This is a genomic window from Campylobacter concisus, assembly GCF_902460595.1.
Taxonomy (GTDB): domain Bacteria; phylum Campylobacterota; class Campylobacteria; order Campylobacterales; family Campylobacteraceae; genus Campylobacter_A; species Campylobacter_A concisus_BL.
In genome coordinates this window covers 277,942-297,263 of the sequence record NZ_CABPVA010000004.1, presented here as the reverse complement: position 1 = coordinate 297,263, position 19,322 = coordinate 277,942, and the positions used below count along the sequence as shown (strand labels likewise).

Genomic DNA, 19,322 nt, shown 5'->3' with positions numbered 1-19,322 from the left:
CCTTATTTAAATAACTTTGGATGGTGTTTTTTCATATATTCAACTATCTCTATGACCTCGTCGCTACCGCTAGCGTCAGAGTTTTCTAGCGCATCGTCGATGCACTCGACATAAAGATTTGCCGCCTCTTCAAGCTTATCTTTTTTCACGCCAGCATAGTAAAACATCGCTTCAAGCACCATGCTAAGCTCATAGCTAAGCTCCTCTACGCTTACCTCTTCTTCTTTCATATCTCCTCCTGTGTTTTTTTAGTTATTAGATCAACTATCTGCGCCTTGATCGGCTCATAGCTAAAGCCATCTTTGAAATTTGCAAACAAGCCACCGCTTGCATTGACGTGTCCGCCACCACCAACTAGGTGCTTAGCCATGGCGCTAACGTCTAGCTTGCCATTTGCACGAAAGCTTAGCGTTTTTTTATTTGTCACGTCGATAAAGAAGTCAAATTCAGGATTTGCCACCAAAAAGTCGTTGCCGATAACAGAAACGTTGCCGATATTGTAAGTTAAAATTCCTTTATGATCTTTATAGGTGATGCTAAATTTCTCTTTGTTTTCACTAAGTTTTTTTACGACGTAGTTTGAGATTAGATTGCTTAGCGTATCGTCTTTATCCTCTTTGAAAAATGACTTTTTAATAGCATGCACCTGCATATCAAGGCCGATATAGTCGTTTTTATCGTTAAAAAATTTGCTCGCTTCTTTTAAGATGTGATCCATATAGAGGTTGTTTTCAGCTTCAAACATCACTTTATTTATCTCTTTGGCGTTTGCCACAAGCCCCAAGCAGACCTTGCCCATCTCGAAATTTTTATCATCTTTTAGCCAGATATCCACGGCATTTACGACGTCACTAAAAATTTCAAGCTCTTTGTTTTGACCAAAAATGCCCGCAAAAAAATCGTAAGTGATCTTTGTAGCGCACCTTGAGCTATCTAAAAAATACCATGAGTAAGTGCTCGCGCACTCGGCACCACTTTGGTGATGATCTAGCAAAAATAGCTTTATATTTTTACCATCTATCATCTCCTCAAAGCTCTCACACTGAGCTAGGCTTAAATTTAGATCAGTGATCAAAATGACGTTTTTATCATCATTTGAGGCGTCTATCTCAGATAGAATTTGAGCAAATTTATCATCTATCTCTCTGCCGTAGTTTGAGTTTAGAAATTTCACATCTTTGAAGTAAAAATTTGTTATGTATTGCGCGCCGTATCCGTCAAGATCGGTGTGTGAGAGGTGATAAATTTTCATCGTTTTCCTTTATAAATTTTCTATTTCTATGACGCCAACCGTTTCAAATGGCGTATTTGCCGAGATCTCAGCAAAGCTTAGCACTACTATGTCAATGGCGAAATTTGCGCAGATATTTGCTATAAATTTGCGCAAGCTTGGCTCCACGCAAAGCACCATCTCTCCGTGCTGGCTCATCGGTCGCTTCTCTTTTTCACGCCTAAGTGCTTGCACGATAGATGAAGTCTGCGCCACGTTTATCATCAGGTGATAGGCGCCGTCTTTATACTGCACCGCGTCCATGAGCTTTTGCTGTGCGGCGGTGTCTAGGATATAGAAATTTAGCTGTCCCTTTTCATCTACATAAAGCGAAGTGATGACACGTGAAAGTGCTGCACGCACGTGCTCAATGATCATGTCTAAATTTTTACTAACCTCGGCGATGTCGCTGATGGCTTCAAGTATGCTAAGCAGGTCTTTGATCGGGATATTGTCTTTAAGCAGCGTTTTTAAGACCTTTTGGATCAAATTTATAGGTGCGATCCTTAGCGTATCCTCGACCACGACTGGGTAGTCGATCTTTAGTTTGTCTAGTAAATTTTGCGTCTCTTGACGAGTTAGAAGCTCGGCTGCGTTTTGCTTGATAAGCTCGCTCATGTGCGTAGAGATGACACTTGCAGGATCAACTATCGTATATCCGCTAAGTATGGCGTCCTCTTTGACGCTAGCATCGATCCAAAGAGCGTCTAGCCCAAAAGCTGGCTCTTTTGTCGGAATACCCTCGATATCCTCGCTCACTAGTCCGCTATCCATCGCTAGAAATTTATCCGCATAAATTTCACCCTGACCGATGATGATACCTTTTAGCTTGAAGCGGTACTCGTTTGGTGGTAGCTGGAGGTTGTCACGGATCCTTATCTTTGGCATCAAAAAGCCAAGACTTGAAGCGATATTTCGCCTCATAGCGCGAATTCTCTCGATTAGATCAACATCAGCTAGCTTTAGCAGGCCATATCCTAGGTCAAGCTCTAAAATTTCAAGCTTTAAGATGTCATTTATCTTAGTCTCTTCTTCTCTTGCTATCTCTTCGTCGCTCTTCTTTGGAGTTTTAGCAGCTCCACCACTTGCAGCTGCTGCCCCTGCCCCACTTGGCGCAGCGCCGCCAGCTTTTTTGCCAGCTGCTTTTTCTTTTGGCGCAAGGTTTAAATTTAGCCCACCATCTTTGGTCTGCTTGATGATGTAGCCAAGCCCCAAAAATAGCAGCGCTATAAAGCCAAGCGAGAGCGTCGGAAGTCCTGGAACAAGGGCAAACATAAATAGTATAAAACCCACTATTAGCAAGGTTTTATAGTCTCCTAATAGCTGATTTAGCGTGCCTTCTGCAAAGTCCTCGTCGTCCTTGCTAGCCCTTGTGATGATGATGGCGGTCGCTGTTGAAGTGATAAGTCCAGGTATCTGGCTAACTAGGCCATCACCGATAGTTAGGATCGTATAGTACTGAGCCGATGTCGCCATATCAAGGCCGTGCTGAAACGAACCGATAGCAAAGCCGCCGATGATGTTGATGATAGTGATGATGATGCCAGCGACGGCGTCACCTTTTATAAATTTAGACGAACCATCCATCGCGCCGTAGAAATTTGCCTCGCCGATGATGGCTTGACGTCTTTCGCGCGCCGTTTTTTCGTCTATTAAACCTGCGTTTAGATCCGCATCTATCGCCATTTGCTTACCAGGCATTGCATCAAGTGTAAAACGAGCTTGCACCTCACTCACGCGGGTTGAACCCTTTGTTACGACCATGAAATTTATGAGCACCAAGATACAAAATACGATAGTGCCGATGACGAAGTTGCCACCAACGACGAAATTTCCAAAGCTTGAGATGATCTCACTGACCGCTTCTGGGCCGTTGTGACCCTCGCTTAAGATCATACGCGTGGTTGCGATGTTTAGCGAGAGGCGAAAAAGCGTGATGATGAGAATGAGCGTTGGAAACGTGCTAAGGTCAGTCGGCTTTGGCACGTAAATAGATATCAAAATAATAAGCACTGAAATCGAGATCGAAAGTGCCAAGAAAAAGTCAAGCACCGCACTTGGAAGCGGCACGATGATGATAGCAAGGATGGCAACGATGATGCCAACGATGCTAAGACTTTTAAATTTGACAATTGGCGCAAGAAACGGTGCGACAAGAGTCAAGATATTATTTTTTTGCTTTGCCAACTTTACTTCTTAACAATGTCACTTAGTTTTATCGCGTCAAGCATCTCGTCGATCTTGCCTTGAAGGCCGCTAAACATCGACCAAATTTGACAGCTTGAGGCTTTGTTTGACGGGCAACCAAGAGCTGAAGATGAGCACTCAAAGACGCTTAGTTCGCGCTTTTCGGCGCATTCGATTATCTTTTTTATACTTAAATTTTCAGGTTCGCCGTTTAGTGCAAAACCGCCATTTGCTCCTTTAAATGACTTTAAAACTCAATCTTTTGCTAAATTTTGTAAAATTTTTGCCAGAAAACTTTTTGAAATTTTAAGCTCATTTGAGATCGTATCAACATCAACTGGCGATGATTTTTGAGATATTAAAATAAGCGAAAGTAGAGCGTATTCGCTTGCCTTTGTAAAAAGCATTTATCTTCCTTAACTCTTTAAATAGCCCTAATTTTATTAAATTTTTACTGCATTTTTCATTAATTTTTAAAAAGCGTAATTTTATCTAACTTTATGTTTTAAATGCTATAATCGCTCTTCCAAAATTCACCAATCAGGAGGTCATCATGGCTTTGGATTCGGCTAAAAAAGCTCAAATAGTTGCGAAATTCGCTAGAAAAGAGGGAGATACAGGCTCTCCAGAAGTTCAAATAGCTCTTTTAACAGCTAGAATAACTGAACTTACAGAACACCTTAAAATTTTCAAAAAAGACTTCTCATCACGTTTAGGTCTTTTGAAACTAGTTGGTCAAAGAAAAAGACTTTTAAAGTATCTTAAAAACAAAGACTACACTACATATTCAAAACTAATCTCTGAGCTTGGCTTAAGAGATAAATAATTCCACGGAGAGCGGCCTGCTCTCCTTTTAAATTTCACTTTTATTTTCAAAATTTCTCTTTATTTTTATAGTTGAAACAGCTTGCCACAAACTAAATTTAAATTTAATTTTTCATCTTTCAGCTTTTGTGTCAAATTTACACAATTTATTTCTTATTTGATAAATTTTAGAAATTCATGCAAAATTAGCATATTTTTTAAATTCCTATATATTCGGCTTTTTAAATTTTATATAAAATATAACTTAAAATTAAAATTTATTTTTTAAATAAAGAATTTTTCATAAAAGATTAAGTTTTACGCTAGTAATATTACTCAAAATAAATATGCAGAAAATGCATAATTAGAAGGAGAAAGTGATGAAAGAAGGCAAAGTCATCTGTCCTTATTGCGGGACAGGCTGTCAAGTAACCTTGCACGTGGAAAACAACGTCGTTCGTGCCGCTACTGGCGTCGAAGACAATCCAGTCAATCAAGGAAATTTATGTTTAAAGGGCTTTTATGGCTGGGACTACGTTGCAAGTCCGGACAGACTTACAAAGCCGCTTATTAGAAAGAAAAATGGGGTCTTTTCAAAGGATGGTGAATTTGAAGAGGCCAGCTGGGACGAGGCGCTTGATCTTGTCGTAGAAAAGATGAAAGAGGCAAAAGAGAAATACGGCCCTGACTCACTAGCAGGAAACTTCTCAGCACGCTGTACACTTGAAGACAACTACGTCGCTCAAAAGCTAATGCGTGCAGTCATAGGCACAAATAACGTCGATCACTGCGCTAGAATTTGACACGCTCCGACAGTAGCAGGACTTGCTAAAACAATCGGAAACGGAGCTGCCACAAATAGCTTTACAGAGATTGGCACTTATAGTAACTGTATATTAATGATAGGCTCAAACCCAGAAAATGGTCACCCAATCGCAGCTATGCACATCCAAAGAGCGCTAAACCGCGGTGCAAAACTGATCGTTATCGACCCTATCAAGACTGAGTTTGCAAGTAGAGCCGACATACACTTGCAGCTAGAGCCTGAGCACAACATCCCTGTTATCAACGCACTTCTTTACACTATCATCGAAGAAGGCCTTGTAAATGAGGAATTTGTAAGAGATCACACAATAGGCATCGAGTACGTTAAAGAAGCTGTAAAAGACTATGCTCCAGAGGTTGTAGCTAAATACACAAGGCTAAATCCAGAGGATATCAGAGCAGCTGCTAGAATGTATGCCACCACAAAACCAGCCGTCATCACTCACGGCATGGGCGTAACTCACTTCAACCACGGCGTTGGCGGAGTTTGCGACGTATCAAATTTATTCTTGATAACTGGCAATATCTGCGAGCTTGGCACAGGCGACTTGCCGCTTAGAGGTCAAGAGAACGTTCAAGGCTGCTGCGACATGGGCGTTTTACCAAACATCTTCCCAAATCTTGGCTCAGTAACTGACCCAGAGCAAAGAGCTTGGTTTGAGAAAATGTGGCACTTAGAGCCTGGATTTTTAAACTCAAAGATAGGCATCCACAAGACTGAAGTGCCTGATGCGATCCTTGATGGCAGAGTGCATTTCTTCTGGACCATCGGCGAAAACCCAGTCATCTCTGAGCCAAATACAAACCACTTCTTAAAAGGCATCGCAAATGTCGATTTCTACGTGGTTCAAGATCTATTTTTAACTGAGACTTCGCTAAAAGCTGACGTCGTTCTCCCTGGCGTTGCAAGTAGTGAAAAAGAGGGTCTTTACACAAACGCAGAGCGCCGTGTCCAGCACAACGAAGCAGTCATCACACCTCCAGGTGATGCTAGACAAGACTGGTGGATCGTTTGTGAGATCGCACGTCGTTTGGGTGCGACTGAGGGCTTTAACTTTAACTCACCAGAAGAGATTTGGGAAGAAGTTAGAAAATGCGACCCTAGACGCTACGGCGGTATGAGCTACTATAGGCTTAAAAAATATCACGGACTTCACTGGCCATGCCCAACTGAAGATGATATGGGCGGTCAAAGCCTCTATCTTGATAAGAAATTCTTTACCCCTGATGGCAAAGGTCGCTTTGTACCATGCCTATTTGTGGATAAAGCTGATGAGATCGAGAGCGCAAAACTTGAGTTTGCTAAGAAGATGAATATGTCACCTGAGTATCCTATCATGGCTGGTTCAGTCGATGAGAAGACTGACGCTGAGTATCCGATACAGCTTTTAACTACAAGAAAAGTTTATCAATACACAGTTGGCACCATGACAAGACGCTCACGTGCTATTGAAGAAGGTGGCGACAGCATCGGACCTATCGCTGAGATGAGTCCAGCGCTTGCAGAAAGATACGGCATAAAACAAGGCGACTTTATCAAAGCTTGGAGTAGATACGGCTACATCGTCGTAAAAGCTGAAGTAACAGACATCGTGCCTGATGGCATCATCCAGATGACTTTCCACTACTGGGAGAGCTCTTGCAACGAGCTAACAAGCAGCGGTTGGGACTACATCAGTAAGACTCCGACATTTAAAGCAGCTATCCAGATCAAAAAGATCGATGAAGAGGAATTTTTACGAGTTCGCGAGCTAAAACGCGAGAAATTCCAAACTTCAAAGATCATCTACGATGACTTCCACCACCACGGAAACGCAGCGATAAATGAGTAAATTTAGCGGGTAACTCCCGCTAAATTTATTTACTATTAAATTTCATTATCCAAAAATGCTGACATTGCAAAGCAAAATCTAAATTTTAAATTCACTGTTTGTGATTAAATTTTATATTTAAATACAAAAGCAGATATTTTTAATTTTACTTAAACGCCAAAAAGCTCATGAAATTCCCCCATTTAAATGTGCTCTCGACACGCTTAAAGCCAGCATTTAGGGCTAAACTTCTATTTTCTTCTTCAGTGTATGGCACCAGCACATTTTCAAGTGCCTCTCTTTTTTGAGCGATCTCGTAGCGTGAGTAGCCTTGCGCCTGCTTGTAGTCCTCGTAAATTTCTATGATGCTTTTAGTAAGCTTTTTATCTTCAAAGATGATCTTTTCACTAAACAAAAAGATGCCATTTTCATTTAGTCCGTTATAAATTTTTTTCACCAGATCAGCCCTTTTTGGCGGTCTGATAAACTGCAAAGTATAGTTTGCCAAAACAGCGTCAAAGCCCTCTAGCTCGCACTCTAAGATATCATCTAAAATAAATTCAATATCAGCTCCATAAGCTTTTGCCTTATTTTTAGCATTTGCAAGCATCGCCTCAGAGTTATCCACGCCGCTTAGCACGAGGTCGTTTCTAAGGTTATTTAGCAAAAGCAGGCTATTTGCCGTAGAGCAGCCAAGGTCGCACACTTTTGCTGATTTTGGCAAAATTTTAGCAAGCAGCTTTGCATTTAAATTTGAGCTCACGTCGTAAAATGGCACCGAGCGCGAGATCATATCATCAAAAACGCTCGCCACGAAGTCATCAAATTCAAACTGCTTGCTTATAGGCTCTTTAAAAATTTCATCTCTCATATACCAGCTCCATATCCGTCAAAGTATCTCATCGTCTCTCCAAAAAAGAGATCGCACACGCCCACGCACTGCCTAGCCTCGTTTATATCGCGCTTTATCTGCTCTTTTAGCTCGCTAAGAGAGTTAAATTTCTTATTATCGCGCAAACGTTTTATGAAGCAAACAGCAACGTGCGTCGTCACCTTTGGCGCGACCTCGTCCAAGATGTGCGTCTCGACGCTAAAATTTCCATCCGTGCTAAGTCTGTTGCCTATAAAAGTGACCGAGCCATAGGTGTATGAGCCCATCCTCGTTCTTGTCGCATAGACGCCCTCGCGCGGCAAAAGATAGCTTTTTATATCTAAATTTAGCGTAGCAACCAGCTCTTTTGCGCCGATGCCCTGCCCTTTTATCACGTTGCCCTCGATCGAGTACTCCCTGCCTATTAGCCTGTTTGCCTCATCGATGTTGCCTTGGCGTATCAGCTCTCTGATTGATGAGCTATGCACACCCATGCCGTCATAACAAACCTCATCAACGACGACCACCTCGCCATCAAAAATCCTTTTCAGATCGTGCTTGTCCCACGCTCTGTTTCTGCCAAATCTAAAATCAAATCCAACAACGATCTTTTTTAAATTTTTAAAATCACGCTTTAAAAGTGCGATAAATTCCTCGCCGCTAAGCCCTTTTATACTCTCAAAATCATACAAGAAGCAAGGATAGTTTGAGTACTCGGCTCGCTTTAGCTTTGGCGTGATGTTGGCTTTGTTTTTATCAATGACGACAAGTCCGCCAAACTCGCCAAGCTGTTTTAAAAGCTGCTTGTGCCCCCTGTGCACGCCGTCAAAGTGCCCGATCGCAACGGCAGTGATGTTATCTTTTGTTAAAAGCGTAGAAAAATTCGGCATTTCCTTCCTTTCCCTTGACCTCGCACTCTTTGCAAGCTATCAGTTCAAATTTCAAGCTGCTTGCTAGCACTTCAAAGCGCTTCATCGCTAAATTTACAGCCTTAACGTCGGTGACAACGCCTTTTTTGTTACGTTTTACGCCAACGCCCACTTCAAACTGCGGCTTAAAAAGCGTGATGATGAGCGAATTTTCGCTTGCTAGCTCACAAATGGCTGGCAAAATTTCAGCCAAAGAGATAAAGCTCACGTCGCAGGTTATTAGATCAAATTTATTTAAATTCTCTTTTGCAAACTCCCTGACGTCAGTTTTCTCATAAATTTTCACTCGCTCATCGCTCCTTAGGCTGGCGTCCAGCTGGTCAGTGCCCACATCGACGCCAGTCACGCTCTTTACGCCACACTCAAGCAAAATTTGCATAAAGCCACCAGTTGAGCTGCCGATATCAAGTGCGTTTTTGCCAGCTAGGTCAAATTTCATCGCTTCCAAAAAGCTCTTTAGCTTAAGCGCCCCTCGCCCAACATAAATTTCATCAAGCAGCGAAATTTTAGCCTCGCTAACTTCACTTGAAACCTTAGTGCAAATTTCGCCATCTGCAAGCACCTTGCCAGATTTTATAAGCTCGCTCGCCTTGTTTCTACTTATGTTTAAAACGCTTGCGACGTAGTTATCAAACCTCAAGTTTTAGCCTCTCATATTCGCTCTCATCGATCACTTGCACGCCTAGCTCATTTGCCTTATCTAGTTTGCTACCAGCCTCTTCACCGGCTAGCACGAAGTCCGTTTTTTTAGAAACTGAGCCAGAAACCTTTGCACCAAAACTCTCAAGCTCGGCTTTTATCTCGTCCCTTGGGCGACTTAGTGTGCCGGTTATCACCACCGTTTTGCCACTTAGCGCATTTGAGATGCTTTGCACCTGCGTCACGCTTGGCTGCACGATCTGGCTTATGGCTAAAATTTCATCTCTATTTACCTCGACAAAGTCGATTAAACTATTTGCCATCTCCACGCCAAAGCCCTCAAGTGCGGTTAGTTCTTCAAAGCTAGCATCAAGCCAGCCTAGTCCAAAACTGCTTGCTAGCTTTTTAGCCGCCACTTCGCCGATGTGCTCGCAGCCAAGACCGGTGATAAAGCGCGATAGCTCCGCACCTTTGCTAGCCTCTATCGCATTTAAAAGGTTATTTACCTTTTTCTCTTTAAAGCCCTCAAGCGCCATGAGATCATCAAATTTAAGGCCGTAGATGTCTTTTATGCAAGCGATCAGCCCCTTGTCAAATAGCAAATTTACGATCGCATCGCCAAGGCCGTCGATATTTAGGCATTTTTTCGATGCGTAGTGAATTATTGAGCCCACCACTCTTGCCCTGCAGCTTAAATTTTGGCACTTTACAAAGACCCCTTCGTCAAGCAGGTGCGAGCCACAAACTGGGCAAAATTTAGGCCTATCAATCGCTTGCTCGCTGCCATCTCGCCTATCTTTAAAAACCTTTGTGATCTTTGGTATCACATCTCCTGAGCGGATGATGCCGATGTAGTCGTTTTTCATGACGCCAAGGCGCTCTATCTCGTCAAAGTTATGAAGGGTGGCGGATTTTACATTGGCTCCGTCTATATTTACCTCATCAAGCACGCCAACAGGCGTTACTACGCCGCTTCTGCCAACTTGAAGTGCGACGTCTCTTAGTCTAGTCACCTTTTCAATGGCTGGAAATTTAAACGCCACCATAAATTTTGGAAATTTGACCGTGTAGCCTAACTGCTCACAGCGCGCAAGGTCATTTACACGTATCACCATGCCATCCATCATCACGCTCTTTGCCTCGCGGCTGGCTAGTAGCTCGTTATACGCAGCCTCAAGCTCATCTTTTTTTAAAATTTTGAAAAAATCATCCCTCTCAAAGCCAAGATCTCGCACAAATTCCATCACCTCGCTGTGATCTTTTAGCCCAAGGCTCTGCTCGCCCACGCCCCAAGGTATGAAAAGTAGCTTTCTTTTTGCAGTGACTGAGCTATCAAGCTGTCTAAGGCTTCCAGCGGCTGCATTTCTAGGGTTTGAAAGTGGCGCTTCGCCCTCTTTTGCACGCTCTGTATTTAGTAGCTCAAAGTCATCTTTTCTTATGACGACTTCGCCCCTGATTTCAATGAGCCCTTTGTAGCTAATGCTCTTTGGCACCGAGCTAATGGTCCTTGCATTTTGCGTCACATCCTCGCCTGTAACGCCGTCGCCTCTGGTTATCGCCCTAACTAAAACGCCATTTTCATATAGTAAATTTAGGCTCGCTCCGTCAAATTTTGGCTCAGCAACAAAAGTCAAATTCTCCTTCTCGCCGCGCTTTAACCACGCATCAAGCTCGCCAAGACTAAAGATATCCTCCATGCTCCACATGCGCTTTATGTGGCTTGCCTTGCTAAAGCCCTCTTTTATGCCTCCGCCCACTCGCTTAGTCGGCGAAAATAGCGAAATTTCACTGGGATTTGCCTGCTCGAAGGCTAAAACCGCATGATATAGCGCATCATACTCCTCGTCGCTTGCAAGTGGCTCGTCCTCGTCGTAGTAGGCCTTTGCCCACGCATTTAGCGTATCTACCGCTTTTTCATACTCTTGTTTTGTCATTTTTGCTCCAAATTTACACCACATTTTATCTTAAACATACTTTATAAATGATCCAAATTTAACTCTCTCGCGTCACATAAATGGACATTTTTATAGACCTTTGCTATCTCGTCTCTAGCCCTCATCAGCGCAAAACCAAGCAAATTTTGCCCTCGCCACTTCATAGGATTTTGCGCATTTTCATCGCTTGCGCCCAAGCCTATACCCCAAATTTTATCAACCGGGCTTGCCTCGACTAAAATTTTGCTCCCAGTTTGTAGTAAAAAATCTCGCAAAGGGGCATTTTGGCTAAATTTTAGATAGCTCGCATTTAGCACGACGCCAAATTTGACCTCGTCCCATACCTTAGCATCAAAGCCACGCACCTGCCTGCCAAGCGCCTTCATCTGCGCTGGATCTTTGGCGGATAAAATTTGCTCCATAGCCTCGTCATCGCCAAAACACTGAGCCTTTTTAGCCATCATATATTGCTCAGCGCAAATGTATTTAGTATCATCTTCACAAAAGCTAGAGCTATACCACTGACTAAGACAGCTGGCGCTTAAATTTGCACTCTTTTGATGACCCCAAAATAGTAAAAATTTATCCGACTTGCCAGCGTTATAGCGCTTTTTAAGCCACGCTAGATCATATCTTGGCTCTCGCTCCCAAAGGTCTATGACAAAGCCACCATTTATAAAAAGCGTGCTTTCGTCGCCTCCAAGCCTCTCATCCCAGTATCCACGCCACGTCGCAGGCTCAGCAAAGAGCTGCTGATACCAGCTACGTTCATCTTGGCTTAGCGATTTTAGCCAGTCGTTAAATTTAAACTTATAACCCTCGCCAGCGCCCATTCTCCAGCCGATGGAAAATGGATCTATACTTGGAAATTTGATCCAAGGTGGCGGCAATAAATTTCTCATCTAGCCTCTTTTTAGCCAAGCGTCCTACCAAAGCGTGGCTTGGCTCATCGCCTCGTGCATATCAAAAAGTTGCTTGTGTTCAGCCACATCGTGCGTTCTTATGATCTGCGCGCCGTTTTCGAAGGCTTTTAGATGTAGATAAAGCGAGCCTGGCAAGCGGTCCTTGACCTCGCTTTTATAGTAGTGATTTATGACTGATTTGCGGCTAGCACCAACTAGCAGCGGGCATTCAAATTTCAAAAAATGCTCCAAATGTTTAATAAGCAGCAAATTTTGCTCAGCCGTCTTACCAAAGCCAATGCCTACATCAAGCACTATCTTTTTAGCGCCAAGCTCCCTTGCAAGGGCTATCTTTTGCTCGAAAAAATCCGAAATTTCGCCAATTAGATCGTTATACTTTGGCGCGATCTGCATGGTGGCAGGATCGCCTTGCATGTGCATCATGCAAAACTGCGCGTCATATCTTGCAGCAAGCGTGGCTAAATTTGCGTTTGCCGTGATGTCATTTATCATCTTAAAGCCGTGGTTTAGCGCAAATTCTAAGCAATAAGGATCAAAGCTATCAAGGCTAAATTTTGCCTTTTCGTGTAAATTTAGCTTGTAAATTTCCTCCACGATATCTTTTATGCGCCTAAACTCTTCCTCACGTCCGCAATACTCGCTCCCTGGCCTTGAGCTAACGCCGCCAAGGTCGATATAGTCTGCACCTGCTTCGATCATGGCTTCGATTTTTGCTATGCCATTTTGTGTATTTATGCGGCTTTGCTCGTTAAAACTATCCGAATTTATATTTGCAACGCCCATTATAAGAGGCTTAGCGGGCTTTGTAAATTTAGTCTCTAAAAAACCTGCAAGCTTTTTAAGTCCAAAGTCTTGTAGCTTCTCTTTTTTGGCTAACTGCCTAAGCTGCGCATTTGTCGCCATTAGCAAGGCTTTGTTTAGGCTCTCGCGACCCAAGATCGTATCATTATGCGTCACAAGCTCAGCGCCGACACTTAGGGCGTCTTGCTTTAGGATATTTGCCGCTGGGGTTTTTATCTCGTCAATGAAGATAAAATTTATCTCGCTCTTTTCATACATGAGCTTCGCACCAGCCGGACTTGGCGAGATGGCCTTGCAAATTTGATCAAAGTCGCTTTTGTTATTTATCTTATAAAATTTCAACGTCGTCCTTTCTCAAAGATAGTAAGCAAGAGTGGCGTCAAAATGGCGTGAGACTTCGCGTTTAGATCAGCAAGCTTGATGAGTGAGAAAAAATACTCCATCTCATCGCCGCTAAATTTATACCCACTATCAACCGCCTTTGTCACGATGGCTCCGACAAGCTCTTTTAGCTCGTTTTTGCCAAATTTTTGCGCCTGCTCCTCTGCTATCTTTTGATCGATAAAGCTTGTTAGCTCTTTTAGGCCAAGCGATTTTAAATTTAGCTCCACACTCATTTTTGGCTTTTTGGTGAGCTTGTTTTCTATGAGCATCCTCGATCTTATCGTTGGTAGAAGTAAATTTTTACTCTGCGTTACTATTATAAATTTGATGTTTCTTGGGGGCTCTTCGATGATCTTTAAAAGTGCGTTTTGAGCCTCGGTGCGAAAAGACTTTGCCTCTATGACTAAAATTTTTTCATCTTTTTCGGCGATGTAGGCTTCTGCGATGACCTCTTTTGCATTTTCTAGTAAAAAATCATCGCTTATAAAAAATCTTAGATTATTTACGCCAAACTCGGCTTCAAGCTTGGCTTTTAAATTTTCAAAATCGCTTGTTATGACGATTTTATTAAGCATTTAGAGCATCACCTTTGCAAAGAGCACGGCGTCTATGCTCTTGTCAAAAAGTTTATATAAATTTAGAAGTTTGATGTCTAAGTTTTCATCGCTAGAGCTTAGCGTGAAGCTGTTTTGCGCCTGCTCGTCAAAGAGCCACATATAGCTGTTTTCATCAGTTTTGGCTAAATTTGCACGCTTATCTATGCTCTTGCCGATGTAAAAAAAGATGTAGCCATTTGGAAAGGCAAGGCTTAGCATATCTTTTAAAAGCTGCTTTTGCTCGTTTGTCTCGATGCTGTCAAAGGCTGGATAGAGCGATCTTAGGCTAAAAAATGGCAAAAACGGACGCTCGCTTTTTGTGCGGTTGATATTTCTTAAAAGATAGTTTTCAAACCACTCTCGCTCATCGTCGCAGATGACTATAAAAGCCTTGCTATCAAGCAAAAATTTAAGCCTAGATGCGAGCAGAGGCGTCCACTCGACGCGCTTCTCCTCCATCCAGCTCATATATCTATCGCTTCTTATAGTCTCAAGCGTCCATTGGATAAAATCTTGCATTATTTATCTAACTTATACGCATCGTGAAGTACGCGAACCGCGAGCTCGCCATATTTTTGATCGACGATCATTGAAATTTTTATCTCACTTGTTGAGATCATCTGGATATTTATCCCCTCTTTTGCAAGCGTCTCAAATGCTAGACATGCTACGCCGCTGTGGCTCTTCATGCCTACGCCGATGACTGAGACTTTCACGATCGCATCGTCATACTCGACATGTTTTGCGGCTGAGAGCTTTTGCATAGTCTCTTTTGCTAGGTCAAGCTCGTTTTGTGGCACCGTAAAGCCTAAATTTGTCGTGCCGTCGTGTCCTACGTTTTGGATGATCATATCTACGTTTATATTTTGATGAGCTAGAGCTGTGAAAATTTCAGCTGCAATGCCAGGCTTATCGACTACGCCTCTTAAAGTTACTCTTGCTTGATTTTTATCTAGTGCTATACCGCTTACTAAAACCGCTTCCATATTATCTTCCTTTGCTATTAATGTACCTTCGTTGTGGTTAAAACTGCTTCTTGTGATTAGTTTGACATTTAGTTTTTTTGCTAGCTCGACTGAGCGATTTTGAAGCACTTTTGCCCCAGCAGAGGCAAGCTCAAGCATCTCGTCATAGCTTATCTTTTCTAGTTTTTTTGCCTTTTTTTCTATCCTTGGATCAGTCGTATAAACGCCATCAACGTCGGTAAAAATTTCACACAGATCAGCTTCAAGAGCACCTGCTAATGCAACCGCACTAAGGTCACTTCCGCCCCTACCAAGCGTCGTGATATCGCCTTTATCGTCTATGCCTTGAAAGCCTGCAACGACTACGATCCTGCCAGCTTTTAGCTCAGCTTTTAGCCTAGTGGTGTCTATCTTTTCTATCCTAGCTTTTGTATGCACATCATCAGTCATTATCCCAGCCATTGCGCCAGTTAGTCCTACGCACGCATAGCCTTTTGCATTAAGCGCAATCGTCAAAAGTGCGGTGGTTACTTGCTCCCCAGAGCTTAAAAGCATATCAGTAGCAACGCCGTCTGGGTGCTTTGAGAAATACTCACTATATTCAACCAATTGATTTGTAACTCCACTCATCGCAGAAACTACCACAACCACGTCAGCGCCGCTGTTTTTAGTCTCTATGACTCTATTTGCCACAGCTTCGATGCGCTCAAGCGTGCCTACGCTAGTTCCGCCAAATTTTTGAACGATTAACATCAAAAATATCCTTTCTCTTTAAAATAACTCAAAACTTTGTCATAAATAGGCTTTTTGAAGTGATTTATCCCCTCTAAAGCCTTGTTGATATCTACAAATTTATACTCGCTAAACTCTGGATGCTCGGTCTTTAAATTTATGCTCGCACCATTTTTAAGCCTAACTAAAAAGTACTTTTGCGTCTGCCCATCATATGGGTAAAATCTCTTTGACGCATTTGCTGGAAAGTCGTAGCTAAGCCAATCAGGATACTCTTCTAAGAAGTCAAATTTATCAGTTCCGATCTCCTCTTTGAGCTCTCTTTTTAGCGCTTGTTTTGGACTTTCGCCTTCGTCTATGCCACCTTGAGGAAACTGCCAGATATCGTCCATATCAACCCTTTTTGCGACTAGAATTTCGCATTTAAAAGGGTAAGAGCTAGACAAAATGACAGCTGCTACATTTGGTCTATATTTTTTTTGCATGTTTTTTCCAAAAAAATTTTATTTGAGATGATAACGAAAAAGAGTTAAGAGATAGATAAATGAAGTTAGTTTTTGCGCCGTTTGTAATAAATCGCACCTCCACTAAAAAGTAGTAAAACCACACCGCATGATGCTAGACAAAATACAAATTTACCAAGCTCACCAAAGATATATCCAGCGTGCAAATCAAGCATAAATTTATAAATTTCAAATGACTTTGGCATGGCATTTTTTGAAATTTGCTCGCTTTTTGTATCGACTAAAAGCCTAACGCCTTCTCTCTCACTAGCACCTTTTGGCAGGTAAAAGAGCATAAATTTGACGCCGCCGCTATTTGCTATAAAATTTAAAGCCTCAAACTCGCCTCCAAATTTAGAGATGAAAATTTCATAAGCTTTTTTAAGGTTTGCCACCTTTTGCTCGTCGCTTAAGCTAAAGCCATTTTTGTTTGTAAAATTTGGCTTTTTAAAGACCTTTTCTTCGCCACAAATTTGATTTATAACCTTAGCAAAGCTCTCATAAGAAAAGTAAAGCCCACTAATGCAAATCACGCTTAAAACGGCGCCAAGATAGATACCTAAAAAGCCGTGTAGCGAATACAAAAACGCAAATTTCTTTGCCTTTAAATTTAGCTTAAATGCCTCCCCCGCCCTGCTTCTAAATCTCCAAAAATATATCGCCGCACCGCTTATCAAGATAAAAAGCAACGCAAGCGTAGAAAGTGCTACTAGCTCGCTTGCAAATTTGGTCAAATTTTCATTTTTAAAAAGCGAAAGGGCTAAGTTTTTATGCAAATTTAAAACCAGCCCTATAAATTTCTCTGCCTTGTTAATGCCAGAAATTTCTCCAGTGTAAGGATCTACAAAAAACGACTCAAACTCGCCATTTTCACTAGTTCCGCTTATGACGTAAGCCTTGTTTGCCTCTGATTTTATCTTTAGGTAGCTAAGATTAAAATTTGGCTCGCTCTTGCTAAAAATTTTTAAAATTTCATCTATCTCTAAAGGCTTTTTGCCAGCCACAACCTCATCTTTACTAAAGATATCGATTATCTCATCGTGATACGAGATGATCGCCCCGCTAATGCTAAGCACAAGAAGCGGCAAGGCAAAGATAAAAGCCAAAATAAGATGAAATTTTTTCAAAATTTTTATCATTTTAAAACTTTAGATTAAAACCAAGTTCGATCTTTTGTCCGTCAGCTATCAAGATGTCGTATCTGCCAGATCTTGTCGTAAAGTACTCATTAAAGAGGTTATAAACGCTCAAATTTAGACTGAAATTCTTTGTTACGTTGTAGTTTATGCCAAGATCAGCGATCACATAAGGTCTCATATCATCAGCATAGCTAAATGAGTTTTTAGTCCTACCATAATAATTTATCTGAGACCAGAAATTTAGCCATCTGTTTAGCTCGTAGTTCGCTCCAAATTTAAATGTATGAAGCGGATAGTTGTTTAAACTTTTGCCTATCTCCGCTCCATCTTTTTGCTTTGATCTTGTATAGACGTAGCTTTGATTTAGCCTAAGAGCGTTTGTGACTTGCCACTCATTTGTTAGCTCGACTCCGTAAATTTCAGCTTTGCCGATATTTACACTCTCCCAAATACCATTTGGATAAATTTTGCCTTTATGTCTGCAAACACTGCCTCTTGAGCAGATAGGGCTATAGCTTAACATATCTTTAAAACTTGTGTAAAAGCCAGTTAGCGATGCTTCAAAGCCTTCATTGTCATTATAAACGCCGCCAAATTCATAGCTCACGCTTGTCTCTGGCTTAAGGCTACTTCTGCCAAGCTGTGCCCCACGTCCTCCAGCAAATGGCAATGCAAGATCTTGCGTGCGTTGTTTGATGTCAGGCGTCGCGTATCCTGTGCTAACTCCGCCTTTTAGGGCAAAAAAGTCATTTAAGTTATAGATACCATAAATTCTTGGTGAAACGTGCGAACCGTAGTTCTCGTCGTAGTTGTAACGAACTCCAGTGCTTAAGATAAAGTCTTTCGTAAGGTGATAATCATCCTCGCCGTAAAGCGAAATGTCATATCTTTTTACATTTGCCGCATCTGCCGTGGTTGCCTTTTCGTCAAGCTTTTCTTTTTTGGCGTTTAGTCCTAAAGTAAAGGCATTATTATCAGTAAAATATGAGCCTTTTGTATCAAAATTTAGTGTTTTTAGCGTCAAATTTTGTTGTGCTATCTCTTTTATCTTGCCGTAAGACAGGTAGCTTTGAAGCAAGATATTATCAAGCCTTGCTTCGTGGCTTAAATTTATCACATCGCCCTTTATTCTCTCGCTAGCAACCGAGTTAGTACCAGTTGATAGTGTTTTGCCTTTGCTTCTTTTATATTTCACATCACTTCTTGCAAGCTCAAGCGTGATGTCGTTATTTTCATTTGGTCTAAAAAAGAGCTTCGTGCCAAAAATTCTATCTTTTTGCTCTCTGTTTGCGTATGAGATTTTATCCTCTGACTTGTTTAAATTTTTGCCATAAACAGAAACACTTAAAACATCGTCTATTAACCCAGAGTGTAGATAGAGGCTGTTGTAAAACTCGCCGCTTATATTTTTATTTCTAGCAAATTTATAGCTTGAGCCAAGATTTGCACTAAATTCATTACTAAACTCATCTGTTATGATGTTTATCACACCGCCCAGTGCGTCACTGCCATAAAGCGAACTCATAGGGCCACGTATCACTTCGATACGGCTTATCGCACTTGCTGGCGGGATGAAACTATACGAGCCTCCAACACTTCTTAGCCCCTTATAGGCGTTATCTCCTGGCACTGGCATGCCATTTACTAAAATTTTAGTAAATCTTGGAGAGAATCCGCGTATAGAAATTCCTCGTCTATTTGCCGCTTCGGGAGTCGTTCCAAAAAGGCTTGGCACGTCTTTTACCATGCTCTCAACGTCCTTGTGATTTCTCTTTTCTAGCGCATCTTGAGTGATGACGCTAAGCGTTGCAGGGGCATCTTTTATATTTTGCTCAAAGCCAGTTGCGCTCACTACTTTAACCTCTGGCAGAACTTTATCTTCATTTGCAAAGAGCGGTAAATTTATAAAAACTGCCGCACAAATAGAAATTTTTAATAGACTTCTCACAAAAAAACTCCTTATTAAAATTTAAATCACATTTTACTAAAATAAAATAATAGTTATCAAT

The 19,322-nt window shown here is 41.8% G+C and carries 17 protein-coding genes and 1 pseudogene; 2 read left to right on the top strand and 16 right to left on the bottom strand.

The window, feature by feature from the left end; translation table 11 throughout:
• Positions 1-2 precede the first annotated feature (2 nt).
• From F3G86_RS08490 to F3G86_RS08475, 4 genes and pseudogenes are all read right to left on the bottom strand, one after another.
• Positions 3-230, bottom strand: coding sequence for a hypothetical protein (locus F3G86_RS08490; RefSeq protein ID WP_002942640.1), 228 nt, complete (start codon positions 228-230; stop codon positions 3-5).
• Positions 227-1,252 (bottom strand): DHH family phosphoesterase, encoded by a 1,026-nt coding sequence (locus F3G86_RS08485; RefSeq protein WP_149723603.1) that lies wholly within the window; start codon positions 1,250-1,252, stop codon positions 227-229. The genes F3G86_RS08490 and F3G86_RS08485 overlap by 4 nt, the downstream gene beginning before the upstream one ends.
• 9 nt (positions 1,253-1,261) lie before the next feature.
• Positions 1,262-3,457 (bottom strand): flagellar biosynthesis protein FlhA, encoded by a 2,196-nt coding sequence (flhA, locus tag F3G86_RS08480; RefSeq protein ID WP_149723602.1) that lies wholly within the window; start codon positions 3,455-3,457, stop codon positions 1,262-1,264.
• 2 nt (positions 3,458-3,459) lie between these two features.
• Positions 3,460-3,864 (bottom strand): annotated as a pseudogene (locus tag F3G86_RS08475) (Rrf2 family transcriptional regulator).
• 146 nt (positions 3,865-4,010) lie between these two features.
• Between F3G86_RS08475 and rpsO the strand changes: the two are divergent.
• The gene (gene rpsO / locus F3G86_RS08470; protein ID WP_004317763.1) at positions 4,011-4,283 is read left to right on the top strand and encodes a 30S ribosomal protein S15; all 273 of its coding nucleotides are present in this window, start codon (positions 4,011-4,013) and stop codon (positions 4,281-4,283) included.
• A gap of 358 nt (positions 4,284-4,641) precedes the next feature.
• Positions 4,642-6,918 carry a formate dehydrogenase subunit alpha gene (fdhF, locus tag F3G86_RS08465; RefSeq protein WP_107944129.1) on the top strand — a complete coding sequence of 759 codons (2,277 nt, stop codon included), beginning with the start codon at positions 4,642-4,644 and terminating at the stop codon, positions 6,916-6,918.
• 145 nt (positions 6,919-7,063) lie between these two features.
• On the opposite strand, the gene cmoA is transcribed toward fdhF, so the two are convergent.
• The 12 genes from cmoA to F3G86_RS08405 all read right to left on the bottom strand — a co-directional run bounded on the left by cmoA (position 7,064) and on the right by F3G86_RS08405 (position 19,261).
• Positions 7,064-7,768: a carboxy-S-adenosyl-L-methionine synthase CmoA gene (cmoA, locus tag F3G86_RS08460; protein ID WP_107804780.1), complete on the bottom strand. Its 705-nt coding sequence runs from the start codon at positions 7,766-7,768 to the stop codon at positions 7,064-7,066.
• The gene (locus tag F3G86_RS08455) at positions 7,765-8,658 is read right to left on the bottom strand and encodes a bifunctional riboflavin kinase/FAD synthetase (RefSeq protein ID WP_107804781.1); all 894 of its coding nucleotides are present in this window, start codon (positions 8,656-8,658) and stop codon (positions 7,765-7,767) included. The genes cmoA and F3G86_RS08455 overlap by 4 nt, the downstream gene beginning before the upstream one ends.
• Positions 8,624-9,337 (bottom strand): 23S rRNA (cytidine-2'-O)-methyltransferase TlyA, encoded by a 714-nt coding sequence (tlyA, locus tag F3G86_RS08450; protein WP_107804782.1) that lies wholly within the window; start codon positions 9,335-9,337, stop codon positions 8,624-8,626. Before tlyA ends, F3G86_RS08455 begins: the two co-directional genes overlap by 35 nt.
• Positions 9,327-11,270 (bottom strand): NAD-dependent DNA ligase LigA, encoded by a 1,944-nt coding sequence (ligA, locus tag F3G86_RS08445; protein ID WP_149723601.1) that lies wholly within the window; start codon positions 11,268-11,270, stop codon positions 9,327-9,329. The genes tlyA and ligA overlap by 11 nt, the downstream gene beginning before the upstream one ends.
• Before the next feature lie 41 nt (positions 11,271-11,311).
• The gene (gene ybiA, locus F3G86_RS08440) at positions 11,312-12,172 is read right to left on the bottom strand and encodes a riboflavin biosynthesis intermediates N-glycosidase (RefSeq protein ID WP_149723600.1); all 861 of its coding nucleotides are present in this window, start codon (positions 12,170-12,172) and stop codon (positions 11,312-11,314) included.
• 24 nt (positions 12,173-12,196) lie between these two features.
• The gene (gene folP, locus F3G86_RS08435) at positions 12,197-13,336 is read right to left on the bottom strand and encodes a dihydropteroate synthase (protein WP_149723599.1); all 1,140 of its coding nucleotides are present in this window, start codon (positions 13,334-13,336) and stop codon (positions 12,197-12,199) included.
• Positions 13,333-13,953 (bottom strand): DNA polymerase III subunit delta', encoded by a 621-nt coding sequence (locus tag F3G86_RS08430; RefSeq protein WP_149723598.1) that lies wholly within the window; start codon positions 13,951-13,953, stop codon positions 13,333-13,335. Before F3G86_RS08430 ends, folP begins: the two co-directional genes overlap by 4 nt.
• On the bottom strand, positions 13,954-14,493 hold the full coding sequence (locus F3G86_RS08425) for a HobA family DNA replication regulator (RefSeq protein ID WP_149723597.1): 540 nt from the start codon (positions 14,491-14,493) through the stop codon (positions 13,954-13,956). It lies immediately after the preceding gene.
• Complete coding sequence (locus tag F3G86_RS08420; protein WP_021087776.1) at positions 14,493-15,692, bottom strand: aspartate kinase; 1,200 nt, start codon at positions 15,690-15,692, stop codon at positions 14,493-14,495. Before F3G86_RS08420 ends, F3G86_RS08425 begins: the two co-directional genes overlap by 1 nt.
• Entirely contained in the window at positions 15,692-16,156 is a 465-nt protein-coding gene (locus F3G86_RS08415; RefSeq protein ID WP_012140061.1) for an RNA pyrophosphohydrolase, read from the bottom strand. The genes F3G86_RS08420 and F3G86_RS08415 overlap by 1 nt, the downstream gene beginning before the upstream one ends.
• 65 nt (positions 16,157-16,221) lie before the next feature.
• Positions 16,222-17,313, bottom strand: a complete 1,092-nt coding sequence (locus F3G86_RS08410; protein WP_149723596.1) for a PepSY-associated TM helix domain-containing protein — start codon at positions 17,311-17,313, stop codon at positions 16,222-16,224.
• Position 17,314: 1 nt separating this feature from the next.
• Positions 17,315-19,261, bottom strand: coding sequence for a TonB-dependent receptor domain-containing protein (locus tag F3G86_RS08405; RefSeq protein WP_149723595.1), 1,947 nt, complete (start codon positions 19,259-19,261; stop codon positions 17,315-17,317).
• Between the last annotated feature and the right edge of the window lie 61 nt (positions 19,262-19,322).